Below are 19,208 nucleotides of genomic sequence, written 5' to 3' on the forward strand. Positions count from 1 at the left end.
TGCGTAGGGTTGAGAAATGATGCCGGTGTCCATGGTCGGACGCGCCGGCGAGCTCGCCGAGCTCGACCGGGCGTGGTCCGCCGTGGCAGCCGCCGAGCGCCGCGCGCCGACCGTCGCGGTGCTCACCGGTGCGGCCGGCGTGGGCAAGAGTCTGCTGGTCGCCGCCGCGGTGGACGCCCTCACACCGCGTCCGTCAGTGGTGCTCTCGGGTGCCGCCCGGGTGCACGGTCCGGCCCCGTACGACTGGTTGGCGGCGGTGCTCACCGGCCGCGACACCGGCTCGCTCGCCCTGCCGCCCGACGCGCTGGCGTGGCTCGCCCAGCAGCCCACCGCGCCGCGCGAGCGGTACGCCCCGGGCACCCTGCTGCGCCTCGCCGTCCGTACCGTCCAGTTGCTGGTCGGCGCCGGGCCTGCCGTACTGGTCGTGGACGACCTGCACGCGCTCGACCCGGCCAGCGTCAACCTGGTCGGTGAGCTGGCCACCGTGGCCGAGTTGCCGGCGCTGCTGGTCGTCGCCAGCCGGCCGGCCGCCGACGCGGTGGCCCCGGACCTCACCCGCCGCGCGTTGGCCCGCCTCTGCGGGGTACGCGGCGTCGTCCGCCAGCACCTGGGCCCACTGCGTCCGGCCGAGGTCGCCGAGGTGCTGACCCAGGTGTACGCGAACAGCCCTTCCGAACGGCTGGTCACCTCGGTCTGGCGACACACCGGCGGCAATCCGTACGCCTTGACCGAGCTGCTGGCCGCGTACGCCGGTCAGGGGCCGGACGCCCTGCTGCGGCGGCTGCCCGGGCCGCGTACGCCCGTCGGCCCGGTGGAGGTGGTCGAGGTGGAGCTGACCGCCCGGGAGGTCGAGGTGCTGGGCTGCCTGGTCAGCGGCATGTCGAACAAGCAGGTGGCGAAGGCGCTCGGCATCTCGGTGCGCACGGTCACCGTGCACGTGTCGAACCTGCTGCGCAAGACCGGCTCGGCCTCGCGGACCGAGGTGGCGCTCTGGGCGGTACGGCGGCGGCTGCCGGTACCCGCGCCGGTGGACTGAGCCGGGTTCAGCGACGGGGGTAGCGCAGGAGCAGGCTCGCGGCGACCTCCTCGTCGCCCACCGCCGCGTAGGTGTGCGGGACGTCGGAGACCCACCGGAGGTGACCGCCGGCCGGGGCGGTCAGTGGCGCGTCGGCCGGCCCGGCGCGCAGCACCCCGGCGAACACGGTGATGTGTTCGGTGACGCCCGGTTGGTGGGCGGGGGACGTCTGCACGACGCCCGGCGCGACGCGCATCCGGTACAGCTCGTAGGTCGCGTCGGTGTCGTCGAACACCTCCAGCAGGGTGGCGGTGACGGCGGTGCCGTGCACCACCGGCCCGGGGGTCGGCTCGGCCAGCAGGGCGGTGAACGGTACGCCGAGTTGGGCGGTGACCGCCCAGAGCGTCTCCAGGGTCGGGTTACGGGTGCCGTTTTCCAGGCCGGAGAGGGTCGCCTTCCCGATGCCGGCGAGCCGGGCCAGTGTGGACAGCGAGATCCCCCGCTCCTCGCGCAGGGCGCGTACGCGCCGACCGACGACGGCGGGGTCCACGTCGAGGCCGGGGCGGCCCGCTGGTGGTGGCTGCGGCATCCGACTATGGTGCTACACACTGTCGTTCCGTAAACGGAACACGCGGGGGGTGGGTGGCATGGGCGGGCGCGCGCAACCGGTACTGGCGGGCGTGGTCACCGCGCTGGTCGGCTTCGCCAGCTCGTTCACCGTCGTCCTGGCCGGGCTCCGGGCGGTCGGCGCGTCGGATGCGCAGGCGGCCTCCGGCCTGCTCGCCCTCTGCGTGGCGTGCGGGCTCGCCGCCGCCTGGCTGGGCTGGCGGCACCGGATTCCGATGAGCGTCGCCTGGTCCACGCCGGGCGCGGCGCTGCTGGTGGCGACCGGGCCGCCGCCCGGCGGCTGGCCGGTCGCGGTGGGCGCCTTCCTCGTCTCCGGGGCGCTGATCGTCGCGGCCGGTCTCTTCCCGCCGCTGAGCCGGGCGGTGGCCGCCATCCCCAAGCCGGTGGCCGGCGCGATGCTCGCCGGGGTGCTGCTGCCGCTGTGCACCGCACCGGTCCGGGCGCTGGTCGAGCTGCCCCTGGTGGCCGGTCCGGTGGTGGCCGGCTGGTTGCTGCTGCACCGGTTCGCCCGTCGCTGGGCGGTGCCCGGGGCGCTACTGGTGGCCGTGGCGGCGCTCGCGCTGACCGCGCCGCCGGCCGGGCTGAGCGGTGCCGCGCTGATTCCGTCGGTCACCCTGACCGCGCCGGCCTGGAGCATCTCCGCGCTGGTCGGGCTGGCCCTGCCGCTGTTCCTGGTCACGATAGCCGCGCAGAACGTGCCCGGCATGGCGGTGCTGGTCGGCTACGGCTACCGTCCGCCGTTCGGTGCCGCACTCCGCGCCACCGGGCTCGCCAGCCTGCTGGCCGCCCCGGCCGGCGGACACGCCGTCAACCTCGCGGCGATCACCGCCGCGCTGGCCGCCGGCCCCGACGCGCATCCGGATCCGGACCGTCGGTGGGTCGCCTCGGTCACCGCCGGCGTCGGGCTCGCCCTGCTCGGGCTGGGTGCGGGCGTCGCCACGGCCCTGGTCGCGGTCGCGCCGCCGATCCTCATCGAGGCCGTCGCGGGGTTGGCCCTGCTGGGCGCGCTCGCCACCGCGCTCGCCACGGCAGTGACCGAACCCGAGGGCCGGGAGGCCGCCGTGGTCACCTTCGTGGTGACCGCCTCGGGAGTGACGCTGATCGGCGTGGGAGGCGCGTTCTGGGGGCTGATCGCCGGCTGTCTGATGCTGCTGCTCTTCCGCCGCCGCCCGGCCTCGCCCGTCCCGCCCTCGCCCGTCCCGCCCGCCCCGGAGAGCTCACGGCTCCCGGTCTGATCCACTCGGGTTCCTGAAAGGCGGGGTGTCCGGGACGCGGTGACGCCCGGTTCGCGTGAACCCGAGTCGATCAGGGCGCCGGGGTCACTCCTCGCGGGGGAGGTCGGTCATGCCCACGGCGAGGAGGACCCGGCCGTCGGCCACCGAGCCGATCCGGTCGGCCGGGACGTACACGGCGCCGTCGGCCGACTCGGTGGAGACCTTCAGGTAGCCGGTGTGCAGCAGACGTGCCGCCAGGTCGGCCGGCACGTCCGGCTCCTCGACCGCCGTCGCCTCGATCAGCTCGTCCAGGCTGCTGCCCGGGTCGGCGGTCGGGGTCTGCACGGTCACCGCGTTCGGATCGCCCCGCTGGACGAGGTCCACGGTGCCGATCTCGGTGCCGGCGACGTCGATCACCGGCATCCCGGTGGTGATCCGCGAGATGGTCGCCTGCTGCTCGTCCTGCTGGTCCATTTCTCAGCGGTTCCCGGGGTGGCGCGTCACTAAACGCCATCGCCGGACGGCCCGGAGGCGACCACCCCGGAGCGCCTGATGACTATCGGGCCGTCCGGCGCCACCGTCCGGCCGTCGGTCAGCCGTTCGGGAGGGTCCAGCCGCCCGGCGGACGGGGAGACAGCTCCCGCCAGGTGTCCGTGCCGTCGAGCAGCGCCCGGACCGTCTCCTCGGCCTCGTCCGCGCTGCCGTACTCGTAGAACCGGGAGATGCCCTCGGCGCCGCCGGCCCGCTGCTCGACGTGCCACCGATCGGCGTCCACCCGGAGGAAGACGTCCCGCCGGGCCAGCCGCCCCCACTTCCCGTTCCACCAGTGCTTGCGCTGCTCCATGGCCGGACTCTATCGAACACACGTACGAGAAGATGCGGCCCCTGCGGGAATCCCGCAGGGGCCGATGTGCATCCGCTCCGGTCAGCGCGGCGCGGGCGGCTCGGTGCGCCGACCCAGCACGTCGTCAAGCGCCCCGCGCTGCTGGCCCGGGGTGGTGTGACCGGCGGAGACCAGGGCGTCCCGGATCTCGGTGAGCAGCTTGACCTCCTCGCTGGGCGCGGCCGGCGGCGGCTCCTCGCCCCGCTTGCGCCGCTCGGCCAGCCGGTTCATCGGGTAGACGACCAGGAAGTAGAGCGCCGCCGCGGTGAGCAGGAAGGTGATCACCGCGTTGACGAAGGCGATCCAGTCGAACGCGATGCCGCGGAACTTCGGGGCGGTGCCGGCCAGGCCCTTGTCGCTGCCGGTGATGAGCAGCACGAAGACCCGGATCAGCGGGTCGAGGAACGACTTGGTGAGTTGGGTGACCACGCCCGTGAACGCGGCGCCGATGACGACACCGACCGCCAGGTCGACGACGTTGCCGCGCATGATGAAGTCTTTGAAGCCCTTGAGCATCCGTACTCCCGAGGTGTCCGGTTTTCCGTCGCGGACAACCTATGCCCCGTCGACCGGCTCCAGAAAAGCACCGGCCTCGATCGCCGCCCGACCCGCGTCGCCGGCCCGGATCGCCTCGACCAGCCGGGTGTGGTCGACGTAGCGCTCGGGCGTGAGCGCGTCACCCATCGCCTGGGCGACGGTGCTGCGCAGGGCGACGCCGACCGAGGCGTACAGCTCGGCGAGCATGGCGTTGTGCGCGGCGGCGACCACCGCGACGTGCAGCGCCGCGTCGGCCTCCACGAACGTGTCGACCCGGCCGCCGCGCCAGGCCGCCTCGCGGTCGGCGAGCGCGCCGTCGAGCGCCGCCAGATCCTCCGGGGTACGCCGCAGCGCGGCGAGCCGGGCCGCCTCCACCTCGAAGGCGCGGCGTACCTCGATGACCTCGGTCATCCGGTCGTCGCCCAGTCGACGGGCCACCACCGGGGCCAGTTCGTCGGTGGACACCACGTAGGTGCCGGAGCCCTGCCGGCACTCCAGCACCCCGGCGTGCACGAGGGCGCGGACGGCCTCGCGGACCGTGTTGCGCCCGACGCCCAGCGCGGCGACCAACTGTGGCTCGGTGGGGATGCGCCCACCCACCGGCCACTCCCCGCCGAGGATCCGGGCCCGGAGTTGCTCGATGGTCTGCCGGACGCGGTGCCCCCGAGGAGGCACGGCCGGCTGCGCGGCGGGGGAATCGACCGACGGTGGCACTGGTTACATCACCGGCCCAGAATTCATCCCATGATTGTAGGTTAGAGGTCATGACCCCGCCAGCCGCCGCCGCTCCGGCCCTGCCCGCACCCGTCGTCGACACCCTCCCGACGCGGGAACCCGCGCCCCGGCGGACGCACCCGGTGACCGGTGGCGCGCTGGTGCTGGTCGGGATGCTGCTGGTGGCGCTGAACCTGCGCATGGCGGTCACCAGCCTCGGCGCCCTGCTCGACGAGATCCGCGACGGGCTGGGGCTCTCCGGGGCCATGGCCGGGCTGGTCACCACCCTGCCGACCATCGCGTTCGCCGGCCTCGGCGCGCTCACCCCGTGGCTGGTCCGCCGGGTGGCCCCGGCCCGGGTGCTGGTGGTCGCCATGATCGCCCTGGCCGTCGGTCAGGTGCTCCGGGCCGCCACCGACTCCGCCTGGATCTTCGTGCTCACCAGCGCGCTGGCGCTGGCCGGCATCGCGGTCGCCAACATCCTGCTGCCCATGCTGGTCAAGCAGCACTTCGGTCACCGGACCGGCCTCGTGACCGGGGCGTACACCATGGCGTTGACCCTGGGCACGACGGTGGCCGCCGCCAGCGCCGTGCCGATCGCGCACGCCTTCGGATCCTGGCGGGCCGGGCTGGGGGTCTGGGCCGGGCTGGCCGCGGTGGCCGTACTCCCGTGGGTGCCGCTGGCGCTGCGGACCCGCCGGGGCGCGCGGCGCGCGACCCCGACGGCGGCCGTCGCCGCGCGGGTCCGGCCGGCGCGGACGCGGCTGGGTTGGGCCATGGCGATCTACTTCGGGGCGCAGTCGCTCAGCGGGTACGCGATCATGGGCTGGCTGGCCCAACTGTTCCGCGACGCCGGCTACCGGCCGGAGGCCGCCGGGCTGCTGCTCGCCGGGGTGACCGCGCTCGGCGTGCCGATCGCGCTGCTGATGCCCACCCTCGCCGGTCGGCTCGCCACTCTGCGGCCGCTGGTGCTCGGCCTGACCGGCGCGTCGGCGCTGGCCTACCTGGGGCTGGCGCTGGCACCGCACGGCGCCGCGCTGCTCTGGGTGACCCTGCTGGCGCTCGGCCAGGGCGCGTTCCCGCTGATCCTCACCACGATCGGCCTGCGCGCCCGCACCGCCGAGGGGACCGTCGCGCTCTCGGCCTTCGCGCAGAGCACCGGGTACGTGATCGCCGCTCTCGGCCCGCTGTCGGTCGGCATCCTCTACGAGATCACCGGCGGCTGGACGGCACCCATCGGATTCCTGCTGGCCGCGCTCGCCGTGCAGACGGCGGCGGGCATGGCAATCGCCCGTCCCCGCTACGTCGAGGACGAGTAGGTCGAAACAGTGATCAGGAGGACGCCGGGGTCGGTTCGCCGGCGACGGCCTCGTCCACCGTCGGATAGGTGTGCAGCACCTCGACGAGCCCGCTCACCTCGAGGATGCGCAGCACGCCGCGCTGCGGAGCGGCCAACCGGACCACACCGCCGGCCTCGTCACAGCTGTTCTTGGCGCGAACGAACACCGACAGACCGGTCGAGTCGCAGAACGAGACGTCCGCCAGGTCGAACACCAGCCGGTTGCGGCCCTTGTCGAGCAGGTCGGTGATCTGGTCCTGCAACTGCGGTGCGGTTGCCATGTCCAGTTCGCCCGCGACCGACACGACGACCACGTCGCCGCGTTGTTCCGTGTGCACCGTCAGGGACATTCGCCAGCCCTCCTGTTATCGGGGGAACGGTATCCCACGGCTGGGGTCGTACGCAGAACGGGAGCCGGCATTCGGTGGCCATCGTCATTCCATTGCTGTGCAGCAAGTAGTTGTGCAGGCCCCGGTGATAGAGTCCGGCCGGTCCAGGTCGAGGGGGGTTTTCGCGATGGCGTTGAACGCCGAGGAAAGTGGTCGGCTGGCCGCGCTGCTGGGCGGGCACGCCGAGCAGATCACGCAGCGGTGGACCGACATCGTCGCCGGCTCGCTCCGGGGCCGGCTGAGCCACGCCGAGCTGCGCCGGCAGGTCGAGGACCTGCAGCGGGCCATCGTCGGCACCGCCGAGCAGGGCAGCGTCGATCTGTCCGCCGAAAACGCCGGCGAGCTGCGCGCCGCGCTCTCCGAGCTGTCCCGGGGCAGGGCCCGGCAGGGCTTCTCCGCCACCGAGACGTCGATCAGCGTCTTCGCGCTCAAGGACGTGCTGGCCGAGTTGCTCCAGGAGTCCGGCGCCGCCGACGCGCTGCACGACTTCGTCGCCTACTCCAGGCTGGTCGACGAGCTGGGCCTGTTCACCTTCGAGAGCTTCGTGCGTACCCGCGAGAGCCTGATCGCCGACCAGGCCGAGCAGTTGCTCGAACTCTCCACCCCGGTGGTCAAGCTGTGGGAGGGCGTGGTCGCCGTCCCGCTGGTCGGCACCCTGGACTCCGCCCGGGCCCAGGTGGTCATGGAGCGGCTGCTACAGACCTTGGTCGACACCGGCTCCCCGTACGCGATCATCGACATCACCGGCGTCCCGGCCGTGGACACCCAGGTCGCCCAGCACATCCTGAAGACCGTGGTGGCCGCCCGGCTGATGGGCGCCGACTGCATCATCTCCGGCATCCGCCCGCAGATCGCGCAGACCATCGTGGCGCTCGGCATCGAGTTCGGCGACATCGCCACCAAGGCCAGCCTCGCCGACGCGCTGCGCCACGTGCTGCGTCTCACCGGGGTCGAGACCGCCCGCCGCCAGTCACGCAGGGACGCCTGATGGAACGCGTACCGATCCTCAAGATCGGTGACATCCTGCTGGTCTCCATCCAGCTCGACATGTCCGACCAGACGGCGGTCCAGCTCCAGGAGGATCTCGCCGAGCGGATCGTGGCCACCGGCTGCCACGGCGTCATCATCGACATCACGGCGTTGGACATCGTCGACTCGTTCGTCGGCCGGATGCTCTCCACCATCGCCTCGATCTCCAAGGTCCTCGACGCGGAGACGGTGGTGGTGGGCATGCGGCCCGCCGTCGCCATCACCCTCGTCGAACTGGGGCTGTCGCTGAACGGCATCCGTACCGCGCTGAACGTCGAGCGCGGCATGGAGCTGATCGCGGCGGCCAACGCCGACGAGCTCGACCACCAGCTCGACGACGATCCGGACGCCGAGACGGCCACGCCGTGACAACGGGAATCGAACTGGGCCACCCGCAGGCGCAGTCGGTCCGCAGCGACGAGGACGTGGTCCGCGTCCGCCAACTGGTCCGCTCGGTGGCGGTCGCCGTCAAGCTGTCGCTCGTCGACCAGACCAAGGTGGTCACGGCCGCGAGCGAGCTGGCCCGCAACACCCTGGTGTACGGCGGTGGCGGCACCGTGGAGGTGACGACCGTGGACAGCGGTCGACGCAAGGGCCTCCGGATCGTCTTCGCCGACTCCGGCCCCGGCATCGCCGATCTCGACCTGGCGCTGACCGACGGGTACACCACCGGTGGCGGCCTCGGTCTCGGCCTGAGCGGGTCCCGCCGGCTGGTCGACGAGTTCGAGATCGAGACATCGGCGGAGACCGGCACCCGGATCACCGTCACCAAGTGGGCCCGGTGAACGGAGACGCGGTCACCGACAGTGGGCTCTGGTTCCGCGTGGAGGCCAGCAGCGCGGCCAGCGCCGTACGACGGGCAGCCGAACGCCTCGGTGAGCAGGTCGAAATGGGTGCGGCCCGGATCGCGGATCTGGCCATCGTCGCCGCCGAACTGACCAGCAACCTCGTCAAGCACGCCGACGACGGCGTCCTGCTGCTGCGGCCGGTCCGCCGTGCCGGGCAGGCCGGCGTGGAAATGGTCGCCATCGACTCCGGGCCGGGCATGGCCGACCTCACCGTTTCCTCCCGGGACGGACACTCCACCACCGGCACGCTCGGCATCGGCCTCGGTGCCATCGTCCGGCAGGCGAGCTGGTTCGACGGCTACTCCCTGCCCGGCAGGGGGACCGTCTTCGCCGTCCAGGTCTGGCCGGGTGAACCGGCGAAACCGTCCTGGGCGGGCGGCCTCACCCGGCCCATCCCCGGGGAGACGGTCAGCGGTGACGGGTACGCCGTCCGGCTCGCCGATGGTCGGCACCAGGTGCTGGTCAGCGACGGTCTCGGGCACGGCCCACTGGCCGCCGCCGCCACCGAGGCCGCGGTCGCCGCCTTCCGGGACGCTCCGGCCGGCGCGCCCGCAGCGGTCGTGAGTCATCTGCACCGGAGCATGTCGCACACCCGGGGGGCCGCGATCGCGGTCGCCGAACTGGCGTCCGGTGCGCTGCACTACGCCGGCCTCGGCAACATCGCCGGCGTGATCGTCGATGGCGACGGTCAGCGCCGGGGGCTGGTGTCGCTGCCCGGCATCGCCGGGCACCAGCGGCCGACGGTACGCGGCTACGAATACCCGTTCGGGCCGGACGCCCGGCTCGTGATGCACAGCGACGGCGTCGTCGACCGCTGGCGGTTGGCCGACTATCCGGGCCTCGTCGAACGGTCTCCGCTGGTGTTGGCGGCCACCCTGCTGCGGGACGCCGGGGTGCGGCGGGACGACGCCTGTGTCCTGGTGGCGAGGTCCCGGGCATGAGCGTCGATCCGAGCGTGCCGGCCGCCGAGCCGCTGCTGCAGATGGCGCTCCGCGTCGAACAGGACATCTTCGTCATCCGCCAGCGTGGCCGCGAGGTGGCCGGCGTGGTGGGCCTCGAACACCAGGACCAGGTACGGATCGCCACGGCGCTCAGCGAGGTGGCCCGGGACCTGTTGCGGACAACGGACGGCGCGGACGTCACCTTCCACGTCGACGGAGGCGGCGACGGCCGCTTCCACCTCCGCGCCGACCTGGCGCCGGTGACTCCTCTCCCGGACGGCCGGTACGAGCCGCAGTCCGGCGCGGTGTCCCGCCTGGTCGACACCCTGAGCGTCATGACCGTCGAGGGGGTTACGGTCGTACGGATGTCCCGCAGAGTCCCGGCGAACGCGCCGACGCCGACTCCGGAGCGGCTGGCCGAGTTCCGTGCCGAACTCGGCCGCACCGCGCCGGGCAGCGCGCTGGACGAACTGACCGTGCAGAACGGCCAGCTCATCGCGGCGCTCGACGAGGTGCGCAGCCAGCGCGACGAGTTGGCCGTGCTGAACGAGGAGCTGGCCGAGACCAACCGCGGCGTGCTGGCGCTCTACAACCAGCTCACCGAGGAGTTGGAGGAGACGAACCGGGGCGTCGTCGCCCTCTACGCCGAGCTGGACGAGAAGTCGGCCCAGTTGCGCGCCGCGAGCGAGTCGAAGAGCCGATTCCTGGCCAACGTGAGCCACGAGCTGCGCGCCCCGGTGACCGCGATCATCGGGCTGGGACGCCTGCTCGCGGACTCCTCGTCCGACCCCCTCACCACCGAACAGGTCCGCCAGGTCGGCCTCATCCGCTCCTCGGCGGAGGATCTGCTCGGCCTGGTGAACGAACTGCTCGACCTCGCCAAGGCCGAGTCCGGTCGGATCGAGCCGGACTGGGCGGACGTGGACCTACGGCCGGTCTTCGGTCAACTGCGCGGCACCATGCGGGCGCTGGCCACCCGGCCCGAGGTGGAGCTGACGGTGGAGGAACCGAGCGCGCCGGCCGTGCTCCGCACCGACGAGGTGCTGCTCGGTCAGGTGCTGCGCAACCTGCTGCACAACGGTCTCAAGTTCACCGAGCGCGGCGAGGTACGGCTGCGCGCCCGACGCCACGACGACCGGTGGAACTTCGAGGTCAGCGACACCGGCCCGGGCATCGCCCCGGAGCTGCACGACCGGATCTTCGAGGAGTTCTACCAGGTGCCCGGCGCGACCCGGGTCGGCGGCACCGGCCTCGGCCTGCCGTACGCCCGGCGGCTGGTGACCCTGCTCGGTGGCACGCTGGACCTGTTCAGCGAGCCCGGTCGGGGCAGCACGTTCACCGTCTCCCTGCCCACAGGCGGAGCGTGACGGTGGACGGCGGGCCGACGACCGTCCTGGTGGTCGACGACAGTCGTACCAAGCGGTACCTGCTGGTCAGTTGGCTCACCCGGGCCGGCTACACCGTGCTCGAGGCGGAGAGCGGCACCGAGGCGCTGGCCCGGGTCGAGACGGACCGCATCGACCTGGTGGTCCTGGACGTCCGGCTGCCCGACCTGAGCGGCTACGAGGTGTGCGAGCGGATCAAGGCGGCGCACCCGGCGATGCCGGTGATCCACGTTTCCGCGCACGCGGTGGACGTCACCGACCGCGCCCAGGGGTTGACCCGGGGGGCGGACGCGTACCTGGCCGAGCCGATCGAGCCGGAGGAGCTGATCGCCACCTCCCGGGCGGTCCTGCGCTACTACCAGGCCCGGCAGCGCGCCGAACTGCTCGCCGAGCGGCTGCTCGGCCTCGCCGACACCACCGTCGCGGTGCACGCCGCGGCGACCTTCGCGCGGCTGCTCGAAGCCGCCGCCGAGGGTGCCGCGCAGATCTTCAAGAGCCCCGCCGCCGTGATCGCCGAGACGTTCGACGGTGACTGCATCGCCGGCGTCTGCGCGGGCCCCGGCGCGGACGCCGCCATCGTGCCGTGGATCGTCGACGACACGGGGGTGCCCACCGGCGCCACCGTGCGGGTGGAGTCGCCGGAGAACTGGGGGCTGCTCAGCTGGCCTGCGGACGACACCGTGACCGTGGCCGCGGCCCGGCTGCGGGAGGACCGCGCGCCGCTGTACGTGGTGGTCCCCACCGCCACCCAGACCGCCCGGACGCCGGTGCTCGTGCAGCTCGCCCAGGCCGTGGCGGCGGCCGTCGAAGCCCAGCGCTCCTTCGACGAGGAGCACCGGATCGCCGTCACCCTCCAGCGCAGCCTGCTCCCGCGCAGCCTGCCCACGGTCGCCGGACTGGACCTCGCGGTGCGGTACGAGCCGGCCAGCGCGCAGACCGAGGTGGGCGGCGACTTCTACGAACTGGTGATGCTCGACGGGCACCTCCTGCTGGCGATCGGGGACGTGGCCGGCCACTCCCTGCACGCGGCCACCGTGATGGCCGAGCTGCGGCACGCCGTCCGGGCGTACGCCGTCGAGGGGCACCAGCCCGGCGAGATCCTGCACCGGGTCAACGAGCTGATGCGTACGCTGCTGCCGAACGAGTTGGCCACGCTCTGCGTCCTGCTGCTGCACCCGCCGAGCGGCCGGGTCCGGCTGGCCAGCGCCGGTCACCTGCCGCCGCTGCTGCACCGCGACGGCAAGGTCGAGTTCGTCCAGCACTCGGCGCCCCTGCTCGGCGTCCGCGCCCCCCGACCGGCCGATCTGGAGTTCGTCCTGCCGACCGGCGCCACGCTGGTGTTCTACACCGACGGGCTGATCGAGCGCAGGGACGCCACCATCGACGAGGGCCTGGCCGCGCTGGCCGCGGTGTCCGCCACCGTGGACGACAACCTGGACGACTTCTGCGCCCGCCTCCTGGTCGAACTGGCCCCCGACAAAATCCAGGACGACGTAGCCGTAGTAGTCCTCCGCCGCCACTGACCCGTTACGGCCCACCCCGCCCCCGGCCTCCGGCGACCTCCCCGCCCTGCCCCGGTGATCAAGAGATTCGCGTCAAATTTGGCCCTGTCGATGACGCCAACCTCTTGATCACGAGGGTGAAGGGTGGGGTCCGGGTGGGGTGGGGTGTTGACTGGGGTATTCGCTGGGTGAATAGTTGAGGGGTGTCTACGCCGCATGTTCTGCTGGGGTTGCTGGCTGGGGGGAGCCGGCACGGGTATGAGCTGAAGCGGGCGCATGACCAGCGGTTGCCCCGGGCTCGGCCGCTGGCGTTCGGGCAGGTGTACGCCACCCTGGGTCGCCTCGAACGGGACGGTCTGGTGGTCACCGCCGGTCAGGATCGGGCGTCCGGGCCGGATCGGACGGCGTACGCGCTGACCGACGAGGGCCGCTCCGCCCTGGACCGGTGGCTGTCCGAAGTGGAGTCGCCGATGCCGTACGTGGCCAGCACGCTCTTCGCCAAGGTCGTGGTGGCGCTGCTGGTCGCCGACGTCGACCGGGCGCGTTCGTACCTGATGGACCAGCGCGCCGCGCACACCGCGCGGCTACGGGAGCTGACGGCGGTCAAGACCGACCCGGCCGCCACCCTCAACGACGTGGTCGCGGCGGACTTCGCGATCGCCCACCTCGACGCCGACCTGCGGTGGCTGCACACCACGCTGGGCCGGGTCGCCGACTGGCACCGGGAGGTGCACGCGTGACGCAACTCCAGGCTCGCGGCGTGGTTCGTTCGTACGGTCCGACGCCCGCCCTGCGCGGTGTGACGCTCGACGTGGCCGAGGGCGAGATCGTCGCGGTCACCGGGCCGAGTGGCTGCGGCAAGTCGACCCTGCTGCACTGCCTGGCCGGGATCCTCCGGCCCGACGCGGGCGAGGTCACCTGGCGCGGCCACCGGATCGACACCTGGTCGGAGGCCGCCCGGTCCCGGCTACGGCGTACCGAGTTCGGGGTGTTGTTCCAGTTCGGGCAACTGGTCGCCGAGCTGACCGCGGCGGAGAACGTGGCGCTGCCCCTGCTCCTCGCCGGCACGGGGCGGCGAGAGGCGCGGACGGCGGCCCTGACCTGGCTGGACCGGTTCGGGGTGGCCGACCTGGCCGACCTGCGGCCCGGCGAGATGTCCGGCGGTCAGCAGCAGCGGTGCGCCACGGCGCGGGCGCTGGTCACCGAGCCGCGGGTGCTCTTCGCCGACGAGCCGACCGGGGCGCTCGACACCCTCACCGGCGAGCAGGTCCTCACCCAACTGGTCCGGCTCGCCCGGGAGCAGCGCACCTCCGTCGTGCTGGTCACCCACGAACCGCGGATCGCCGCGTACGCCGATCGGGAGATCGTGCTGCGCGACGGCCTGGTGGACCACACCGGCCTGGGGCTCGACGTGCCGTTGGCGGGCGGCGCACGGTGAGGCCGGCGACGCTGGTACGGCTCGCGCTGGCCGGCAACCGGACGGACACGGCACGCGTCGTGCTGACCGCGCTCAGTGCCCTGCTGGCGACGCTGGCCGGGCTGGCGGCGCTGACCGTGCTCGCGATCCAGAAACCGGCCGGCGATGCCTGGGCAGAGTCCGAGCAGTACCGCAACGAGTTGCTGCGTGAGCCGGGGCTGCGTGGCGGGACCGCGTTCGCGCTGCTGATGCTGACCGTCCCGGTGCTGGCCCTGGCCGGCCAGTGCGCCCGGCTCGGCGCGCCCGCCCGGGACCGGCGACTCGCCGCGCTCCGGCTGGCCGGCGCGACCCCCGGCCAGGTCACCAGGCTGGCGATCCTGGAGACCGGCCTGGCCAGCCTGCTCGGCACCCTCGCCGGGCTGGGCGTCTACCTGGTCGGTCGCAACCTGCTGCACCGGCCGGACGACCAGGGCCGGTTGGCGCTGCCCACCGACGTGCTACCGCCGACCGGCGCGCTCGTCGCGGTGGTGCTGGGTCTGCCGGTGATCGCGGCGCTGGCCACCGCCCTGATGCTGCGTACCGTCACGACGAGCCCGCTCGGGGTCAGTCGCAGGGCAGCCCGCGAGCGGGGTCCACGCCCGTGGGCCGGGCTGTTGATCGGTCTGGGTCTGGGGTCCTTCATCGCCGTCCGCCCGTTGCTCTACCGGGTCGAGGGCAACGCCGTGCTGCTGGGCTGGCTGGTGCCACTGGTGTTCCTGGTGAGCGGACTCACCGCGATGATCGGGGTGGTGGTCGGCGCCGGTTGGATCTCGTACACCTGCGGGCGACTGCTGCGCCGGCACGCGCGGGGTCCGTCTGCGCTGCTCGCGGCGGGCCGGCTGATGGCCGACCCGTGGGCGGGCAGCCGGACGTTCGCCGCGCTGCTGGCCGCCGTGATCTTCGGTGCCGGGGCGGCTGCCCAGCGCGCCTACTTCGTCGCCCAGGACGCGCTGGAACGGGAGCAGAGCCGCCTCGCCGGGGTGGAGGACGGGGGTGCCAACCCGTTCTACCTGTCGACCATGGACCTGGTCGACGCCGCGGTGGCCGTCGCGGTGCTGATCGCGGCGGGCGGTCTGATCGTCGCGTTGGTCGAGGGGATCGTGGCCCGTCGACGGGCGTACGCGGCGCTGGTCGCCACCGGCGTGCCCCGGGCCACGCTCAGCGGATCGGTGGCCTGGCAGGCGCTCACCCCCGCGGTGCCGGCGATCCTGCTGGCGCTCACCGTCGGAGTGCTGCTGGGCAGGGGACTCTTCCCCAACGTCAGCGTGGGCGGATCGTCGGAGCTGGTGTGCGACGCGACGGCGGCGCTCTGCGACGACCCGGCCACCCGTGACCAGTACACCCACCTTGTGCAGACCGCTGGGGCGGAGCGGACTGTCGCCGTACCTCTGGAGCACCTGGCGTGGCTCGGCGCCGGCGCCCTGGCGGCGGTGCTGGTGACGGTCGGTGTCGGCCTGCTCTTCCTGCGGGTGAGCACGGCGGTGGACGAGTTGCGGACGGCCTGAGCGGGCGTGACCGCGCGGTTCCCGGACGTGGTGGCCTCGACGGCGACCGTGCGGCCACCACATCCGGGATCGAGCGTCAGGCGCGGCCCAGGCGGTCCAGGATCCAGGCGTTGATGAACGCCTCCTCGCGCCAGGCGTCGTAGCGACCGCTCGGGCCACCGTGCCCGGCGCCCATCTCGGTCTTGAGCAGGTAGTCGCCCTGCGGTGCGGTGGCCCGCAGCCGAGCGATCCACTTCGCCGGCTCGGAGTAGAGCACCCGCGTGTCGTTGAGGCTGGTCACCGCGAGGATCGCCGGGTAGTCCACCGCCGCGACGTTCTCGTACGGCGTGTACGACTTCATGTACGCGTACACCTCGGGGTCTTCGAGCGGGTTGCCCCACTCCTCCCACTCGGTGACGGTCAGCGGCAGCGACGGGTCGAGGATCGAGGTGAGCGCGTCCACGAACGGCACCTGCGCCACGATCCCCGTGAACGCGTCCGGGGCGAGGTTGGCGACCGCGCCCATCAGCAGGCCGCCGGCCGACGCGCCCCGGGCCACCAGCCGGTCGCTGGCCGTCCAGCCGGCCTTGACCAGGTGCCGGGCGCAGGCCACGAAGTCGGTGAAGGTGTTCTTCTTGGCCAGCATCTTGCCCTGGTCGTACCAGCGCCGGCCCAGTTCACCGCCGCCCCGGGTGTGCGCCACGGCGAAGACCACGCCCCGGTCCAGCAGGGACAGTCGGGCCACCGAGAACCACGGGTCCATGCTGGCCTCGTACGAGCCGTAGCCGTACAACTCGCAGGGGGCCGAGCCGTCCCGGGGCGTGCCGACCCGGCAGACCAGCGAGATCGGCACCCGGGTGCCGTCGTCGGCGAGCGCCCAGTCGCGGTGCTGTTCGTACTCGGCCGGGTCGTACGGCCGGCCGTCCGGTCCGGGCAGCACCGGCTTCTGCTTGCGCAGCACCATCTGCCGGGTCACCAGGTCGTAGTCGTACACCGAGTCCGGGGTGACCAGCGAGGAGTAGCGCAGCCGGACCTGACCGGTGCGGTACTCCGGGTTGGCGTCCAGGCCCACGCTGTAGAGCGGCTCGGGGAAGTCGATGTCGTACCCGTCGTCGCTGCCGATCGGAAGCACCCGCAGGCCGGTGAGGCCGTCGGTGCGCAGGGACACCACCAGGTGGTTCGCGAACGCGTCCACCGCCTCCAGCCGGGTGCCCGGGCTGTGCTCGATCAGCGGCACCCAGTCGCCCGGAGTGTCCGCCGAGGTGAACGCCAGCGCGAAGTCCTCCGCGCCGTCGTTGTGCAGGATCAGGAAGCGGTGGCCGTGGTGCTCCACCGCGTACTCGACGCCCTGCCGGCGGGGAGCGATCACGGCCGGCGCGCCGGTGGGGTTGCCGGCCGGGATCACCAGCACCTCGCTGGTGATCTTGCTGTGGATGTCGACGAGGATGAACTTCTCGGAGCGGGTCAGCTCGACGCCCACCCAGAACCGCTCGTCGTCCTCCTGGTGCACCACCACGTCCTCGGACGCGGCCGAGCCGATGGTGTGCCGCCAGACCCGGTTCGGTCGCCAGGCGTCGTCGACCGTGACGTAGAACAGCACCGACGCGTCGGCCGACCAGGCGGTGCCGTAGAACGTGTCCGGCACCTCGTCGGGCAGCAGCTCCCCGGTGCTCAGGTCCTTGACGCGCAGGGTGAAGCGCTCGTCGCCGGAGAAGTCCGTCGAGTACGCCAGCCAGCGTCCGTCCGGGCTGACGTCGAACGCGCCCAGTGAGAAGAAGTCGTGCCCCTCGGCCAGCAGGTTGCCGTCGAGCAGCACCTCCTCACCGTCGAGCGGGGCGCCGTCCGCGCTGACCGGCGGGTCGGACTCGCCGTCGCGGACCGCGCGCCGGCAGTGCACGCCGTACTGCTGGCCCTCGATCGTCCGGGTGTAGTACCAGTACCCGCCCTTGCGGGTGGGCACGGACAGGTCGGTCTCGCGGGTGCGCTGGCGGGTCTCCTCGAACAGTTCCGCGCGCAGGGCGGCCAGGTGCGCGGTGCGCTCCTCGGTGTACGCGTTCTCGGCGGTCAGGTAGGCGATCGTCTCCGGGTCGTCCTTGGCGGCGAGCCAGGCGTACTCGTCGACGACGGTGTCGCCGTGGTGGGTGCGCTCGGTGGGCACCCGCTTCGCCGCGGGCGGGGCAGTCTCGGTGGTCACGGCGGCCACGTTACCGGCCGGCTCACCCTGTGTGCCGGACCAGTGGCATCCCGAACACCACCACCTTGGCTTTCGAACACATGTACGATAGCCGGCATGGCGGCAGCAGCGAGTTCCCTCGGCCGGTCCGGAGCCCTCGAGATCACCCGGCGATTGACGGCGATCTGCGGTCCGCCGTTCGCCCGACTCGCCGGTCCGGCCGACGAGGTGGCCGGCCGGCCGGCCCGCTGGGTGGCGGTGCCCGGCGGTCCGCACGCTGCGGCCGAGGTGCTGCGGCTGGCCGCCGCGCACGACCTGGCAGTGGTGCCCCGGGGTGCCGGCACGAAGATCGACTGGGGTGCCACCCCGACGCAGGTCGACATCCTGCTCGACACCGGCCGGCTGGCCGGCATCGGTCACGAGCCGGTGGGCGCGCCGGTGGCCGAGGTGGGCGCGGGCACTCCACTGCGGGCGGTACAGGCCACTCTGGAACGCACCGGGCAGCGGCTCGCGATGGACGCCCCCTCGCCCGGCGCGACCCTCGGCGGGGTGCTCGCCGCCGGGGAGACCGGTCCGCTGCGGCACCGCCACGGCAGCCCGTGCGACCAGCTCGTCGGCGTCCGCTATCTGGCCGCCGACGGTGAGCTGGTCAGCGCCGGCGGCGGCGCACCCGGGCTGGACCTGGCCCGGCTGCTCTGCGGTTCACAGGGTGCGCTCGGCGTGCTGGTCTCGGCGAGCCTGCGGGTGCAGCCGGTACCGGCCAGCCGGCTCTGGGTGTCCCGGCCGGTGTGGACCCCGCTGGAGGTCCACGAGCTGATCCGGTCGATCCTCGCCGCCCGCCTGGAACCGGCGGCCATCGAGCTGGACCTGCCCGGTGGTCTGCCCCGGCCGCGGACCGCGTACCCGCCGGGCCACCCGGCCGCCACCGCCCGCGAGCGACACCCGTCGATGTCCGGCCGGTCCGGGGCGCCGTCCCGGGCGGGCAGCCTCGTCGTGCTGCTCGAAGGCGGCCCGGCCGAGGTGAACGAACGTGCCGAACGGCTGGTCGGCCTGCTGCACGGCGAGGCGACCGTCGCCCACTCGGCACCGACGTGGTGGCGTCGCTACCCCTTCGCGCCCGGCGACACGGCGCTACGTCTGGAGGTGCCGATCAGTGACCTGCACGCCGCCGTGTACGCGCTGCGCGACGCGGCCGGCGCACCGGTGCCGGTGCGTGGCTCGGCCGGTCTGGGCGTGGTGCACGCGGCCCTGCCCGGCACGGTGCCGCCGGACCGGGTGGCGTCCATCCTGGCCGCCGTCCGTGGGGTGCTGCTGGCCCGGCAGGGCCGCTGCCTGGTCGTCTCCGCACCGGCGGCGGTCCGGCAGGCCGTCGACCTGTGGGGCGAGCTGGCCGGCCTGGCCCGGCTGGAGGCGGCCAAGGAACACCTCGACCCGGACCGCCGCCTGGCCCCCGGCCGCCTCCCCGGCGGCCTGTGAGGCCGTCGAACCGCCCGTGCCGCCGCGCCGGTCGGTGACGCCGCGCTGTTCAGACCGCGTCGTTGCGGAGCACCAGGACGGCGATGTCGTCCCGGGGCGGCTCGACCGAGAAGTTGATGGCGGCGGCGCGCAGGCGGGCGGCGACCACGTCGGCGGAGTAGCCGGCCAGCGGCGCGGCAGCGTCCCGCAGCCGGTC

General features: G+C 73.3%; 20 protein-coding genes. 13 read left to right on the forward strand and 7 right to left on the reverse strand.

Annotation, left to right across the window (positions count from 1 at the left end):
- Positions 1 to 16: 16 nt before the first annotated feature.
- On the forward strand, positions 17 to 1,036 hold the full coding sequence (locus ACN263_RS31305) for a LuxR C-terminal-related transcriptional regulator (protein WP_422737779.1): 1,020 nt from the start codon (positions 17 to 19) through the stop codon (positions 1,034 to 1,036).
- A 7-nt stretch (positions 1,037 to 1,043) separates the two neighbouring features.
- Here the strand turns inward: ACN263_RS31305 and ACN263_RS31310 are convergent, their stop codons facing one another.
- Positions 1,044 to 1,604, reverse strand: a complete 561-nt coding sequence (locus ACN263_RS31310; RefSeq protein ID WP_422737780.1) for a helix-turn-helix domain-containing protein — start codon at positions 1,602 to 1,604, stop codon at positions 1,044 to 1,046.
- Between the two features lie 58 nt (positions 1,605 to 1,662).
- Here ACN263_RS31310 and ACN263_RS31315 point away from each other — a divergent pair, with 58 nt between their 5' ends.
- A complete protein-coding gene (locus tag ACN263_RS31315) occupies positions 1,663 to 2,877 on the forward strand; it encodes a benzoate/H(+) symporter BenE family transporter (protein ID WP_422737781.1) in 1,215 nt (404 codons plus the stop codon).
- An 84-nt stretch (positions 2,878 to 2,961) separates the two neighbouring features.
- Here ACN263_RS31315 and ACN263_RS31320 read toward each other — a convergent pair whose 3' ends face one another.
- From ACN263_RS31320 to ACN263_RS31335, 4 genes are all read right to left on the reverse strand, one after another.
- Complete coding sequence (locus ACN263_RS31320; protein WP_421474041.1) at positions 2,962 to 3,330, reverse strand: hypothetical protein; 369 nt, start codon at positions 3,328 to 3,330, stop codon at positions 2,962 to 2,964.
- A gap of 118 nt (positions 3,331 to 3,448) precedes the next feature.
- Positions 3,449 to 3,700, reverse strand: coding sequence for a hypothetical protein (locus ACN263_RS31325; RefSeq protein WP_355048337.1), 252 nt, complete (start codon positions 3,698 to 3,700; stop codon positions 3,449 to 3,451).
- Positions 3,701 to 3,781: 81 nt separating this feature from the next.
- Complete coding sequence (gene mscL, locus ACN263_RS31330) at positions 3,782 to 4,255, reverse strand: large conductance mechanosensitive channel protein MscL (RefSeq protein WP_422737782.1); 474 nt, start codon at positions 4,253 to 4,255, stop codon at positions 3,782 to 3,784.
- Between the two features lie 39 nt (positions 4,256 to 4,294).
- Positions 4,295 to 4,990, reverse strand: coding sequence for a FadR/GntR family transcriptional regulator (locus ACN263_RS31335; protein WP_422737783.1), 696 nt, complete (start codon positions 4,988 to 4,990; stop codon positions 4,295 to 4,297).
- Between the two features lie 173 nt (positions 4,991 to 5,163).
- On the opposite strand from ACN263_RS31335, the gene ACN263_RS31340 reads away from it, so the two are divergent.
- Positions 5,164 to 6,309 carry an MFS transporter gene (locus ACN263_RS31340; RefSeq protein WP_422740887.1) on the forward strand — a complete coding sequence of 382 codons (1,146 nt, stop codon included), beginning with the start codon at positions 5,164 to 5,166 and terminating at the stop codon, positions 6,307 to 6,309.
- A gap of 13 nt (positions 6,310 to 6,322) precedes the next feature.
- Here the strand turns inward: ACN263_RS31340 and ACN263_RS31345 are convergent, their stop codons facing one another.
- The gene (locus tag ACN263_RS31345) at positions 6,323 to 6,679 is read right to left on the reverse strand and encodes an STAS domain-containing protein (RefSeq protein ID WP_007454464.1); all 357 of its coding nucleotides are present in this window, start codon (positions 6,677 to 6,679) and stop codon (positions 6,323 to 6,325) included.
- Positions 6,680 to 6,845: 166 nt separating this feature from the next.
- Here ACN263_RS31345 and ACN263_RS31350 point away from each other — a divergent pair, with 166 nt between their 5' ends.
- The 9 genes from ACN263_RS31350 (at position 6,846) to ACN263_RS31390 (ending at position 15,384) form a co-directional block, all read left to right on the forward strand.
- Positions 6,846 to 7,706 carry an STAS domain-containing protein gene (locus ACN263_RS31350; protein ID WP_422737784.1) on the forward strand — a complete coding sequence of 287 codons (861 nt, stop codon included), beginning with the start codon at positions 6,846 to 6,848 and terminating at the stop codon, positions 7,704 to 7,706.
- The gene (locus ACN263_RS31355; RefSeq protein ID WP_421474046.1) at positions 7,706 to 8,116 is read left to right on the forward strand and encodes an STAS domain-containing protein; all 411 of its coding nucleotides are present in this window, start codon (positions 7,706 to 7,708) and stop codon (positions 8,114 to 8,116) included. The genes ACN263_RS31350 and ACN263_RS31355 overlap by 1 nt, the downstream gene beginning before the upstream one ends.
- Positions 8,113 to 8,532: an anti-sigma regulatory factor gene (locus ACN263_RS31360; RefSeq protein WP_422737785.1), complete on the forward strand. Its 420-nt coding sequence runs from the start codon at positions 8,113 to 8,115 to the stop codon at positions 8,530 to 8,532. Before ACN263_RS31355 ends, ACN263_RS31360 begins: the two co-directional genes overlap by 4 nt.
- Positions 8,529 to 9,536, forward strand: a complete 1,008-nt coding sequence (locus ACN263_RS31365; protein WP_422737786.1) for a SpoIIE family protein phosphatase — start codon at positions 8,529 to 8,531, stop codon at positions 9,534 to 9,536. Before ACN263_RS31360 ends, ACN263_RS31365 begins: the two co-directional genes overlap by 4 nt.
- A complete protein-coding gene (locus tag ACN263_RS31370) occupies positions 9,533 to 10,903 on the forward strand; it encodes a sensor histidine kinase (RefSeq protein ID WP_422737787.1) in 1,371 nt (456 codons plus the stop codon). Before ACN263_RS31365 ends, ACN263_RS31370 begins: the two co-directional genes overlap by 4 nt.
- A 2-nt stretch (positions 10,904 to 10,905) precedes the next feature.
- A complete protein-coding gene (locus ACN263_RS31375; protein WP_422740888.1) occupies positions 10,906 to 12,444 on the forward strand; it encodes a SpoIIE family protein phosphatase in 1,539 nt (512 codons plus the stop codon).
- Between the two features lie 182 nt (positions 12,445 to 12,626).
- A complete protein-coding gene (locus ACN263_RS31380) occupies positions 12,627 to 13,163 on the forward strand; it encodes a PadR family transcriptional regulator (RefSeq protein WP_422737788.1) in 537 nt (178 codons plus the stop codon).
- A complete protein-coding gene (locus ACN263_RS31385; RefSeq protein ID WP_422737789.1) occupies positions 13,160 to 13,861 on the forward strand; it encodes an ABC transporter ATP-binding protein in 702 nt (233 codons plus the stop codon). The genes ACN263_RS31380 and ACN263_RS31385 overlap by 4 nt, the downstream gene beginning before the upstream one ends.
- On the forward strand, positions 13,858 to 15,384 hold the full coding sequence (locus ACN263_RS31390) for an FtsX-like permease family protein (protein WP_422737790.1): 1,527 nt from the start codon (positions 13,858 to 13,860) through the stop codon (positions 15,382 to 15,384). Before ACN263_RS31385 ends, ACN263_RS31390 begins: the two co-directional genes overlap by 4 nt.
- Positions 15,385 to 15,460: 76 nt before the next feature.
- On the opposite strand, the gene ACN263_RS31395 is transcribed toward ACN263_RS31390, so the two are convergent.
- Positions 15,461 to 17,557, reverse strand: coding sequence for a S9 family peptidase (locus ACN263_RS31395; protein ID WP_422737791.1), 2,097 nt, complete (start codon positions 17,555 to 17,557; stop codon positions 15,461 to 15,463).
- A 96-nt stretch (positions 17,558 to 17,653) separates the two neighbouring features.
- On the opposite strand from ACN263_RS31395, the gene ACN263_RS31400 reads away from it, so the two are divergent.
- Positions 17,654 to 19,012: an FAD-binding oxidoreductase gene (locus tag ACN263_RS31400; protein WP_422737792.1), complete on the forward strand. Its 1,359-nt coding sequence runs from the start codon at positions 17,654 to 17,656 to the stop codon at positions 19,010 to 19,012.
- Positions 19,013 to 19,208: the final 196 nt, after the last annotated feature.

The sequence above is a fragment of the Micromonospora sp. WMMD729 genome, from assembly GCF_049315225.1.
Classification (GTDB): Bacteria; Actinomycetota; Actinomycetes; order Mycobacteriales; family Micromonosporaceae; genus Micromonospora.